This is a genomic window from Nocardiopsis sp. TNDT3, assembly GCF_003427465.1.
In the GTDB taxonomy this organism is placed as follows: Bacteria; Actinomycetota; Actinomycetes; order Streptosporangiales; family Streptosporangiaceae; genus Nocardiopsis; species Nocardiopsis dassonvillei.
Genome location: NZ_QPFC01001271.1, coordinates 1 through 1162, shown reverse-complemented (window position 1 = coordinate 1162; position 1162 = coordinate 1). Strand labels below are relative to the sequence as shown.

General features: G+C 71.8%; 2 protein-coding genes. One reads left to right on the top strand and one right to left on the bottom strand.

Annotation, left to right across the window (positions count from 1 at the left end; genetic code table 11):
* Positions 1-506 (bottom strand): DUF998 domain-containing protein (locus DQW06_RS26720; protein WP_157983623.1); only part of this gene is annotated, 506 nt, incomplete at its 3' end.
* A 159-nt stretch (positions 507-665) separates the two neighbouring features.
* On the opposite strand from DQW06_RS26720, the gene DQW06_RS26715 reads away from it, so the two are divergent.
* Positions 666-1136: a hypothetical protein gene (locus DQW06_RS26715; RefSeq protein ID WP_117199533.1), complete on the top strand. Its 471-nt coding sequence runs from the start codon at positions 666-668 to the stop codon at positions 1134-1136.
* Positions 1137-1162 lie beyond the last annotated feature (26 nt).

Genomic DNA, 1162 nt, shown 5'->3' with positions numbered 1-1162 from the left:
GCGGGCAGCACCGCCCGGCGGCGGACGCAGCGCACGGCCAGGACGACGGCGGCGACGGCCAGCGCGGTGAAGGAGACGGCCGCCGCGGCCGAGTGGGCGATCCCGTGCCAGGACATCTGGGCCGCCGGGGCGTCGGGGGTCCCGGCGGGGAAGCCGTACTGGGGGTCCATGGTGAACACTCCGGCGGCGACCATCCCGGCGCCGAAGATCCCGATGAGGACGGGCAGCGCCCGGCGCCCGGCCCCCTCGGTGAGGGTGCGCCCGACACCGACGGCCAGCGCCAGGCCGCCCAGACCGGCGAGCACGAAGGTGGCGATCTGGATCCAGCCGAGGTCGCCGGTGGAGAGCTGGCTGATCGGGTGCCGGGTGATGTCGAAGCCCTCGCGGGTGAGCATCTGCGCGGTCGCGGAGGCGAAGAAGACCGGTCCGGCCAGGGCTCCGGCGAGGAGCAGGGGCGCGGACGAGCGGCGGGTCGCGGTGGTGGCAGCGGTGGCGGTAGCGGCCATGGGTTCCTCCTTGGTGGGTTCCTGCCGCTACCTCGTGGCGGGTTCCGGGTTCTCGACACGATCAGAGCGTGACCTAGGACACACAAAAAGCATGTCGAGGATCGGCCCGCGCCTCCGAGGTAACGGCGAACACCCACCACGACACACAAGGAGAACGGGATGTCCGAGATGACCGAGACCCACGAGACGTCGGAGAACCACGGGATGCCGGAGACCTACGAGCCGAGCACCGACCTCAGGGCCCTGGACCGCCTGGTCGGCACCTGGACGGTCACCGGCGGAGCCGAGGGAACCGTGCGCTACGAGTGGATGCCCGGCGGTTTCTTCCTGCTCCAGCACGTCGAACTCTCGCAGTTCGGCCAGGCCGTCACCGGCATGGAGGTGATCGGCAACCTGCGCCCCTTCGGGGAGCCGGTCGGCGCGGACGTGGTCTCGCGCTTCTACGACTCGGTCGGCAACACGCTGGACTACGCCTACGAGCTGGTCGGCGACAGGCTGACCATCTGGGGCGGCGCGAAGGGCAGCCCCGCCTACTACGAGGGCACCTTCAGCGCCGACGGCGGCACCGTCACCGACGCATGGGTCTACCCCGGCGGGGGCGGCTACGACTCCACCATGACCCGGGTCTGACACGGGCTGGCGCGTGCGGCCCCCGG

What these genes read in the sequence shown, in the direction of transcription:
- DQW06_RS26715 (WP_117199533.1), top strand. Translation starts at nt 666, where the DNA reads ATGTCCGAGATGACCGAGACCCACGAGACGTCGGAGAACCACGGGATG.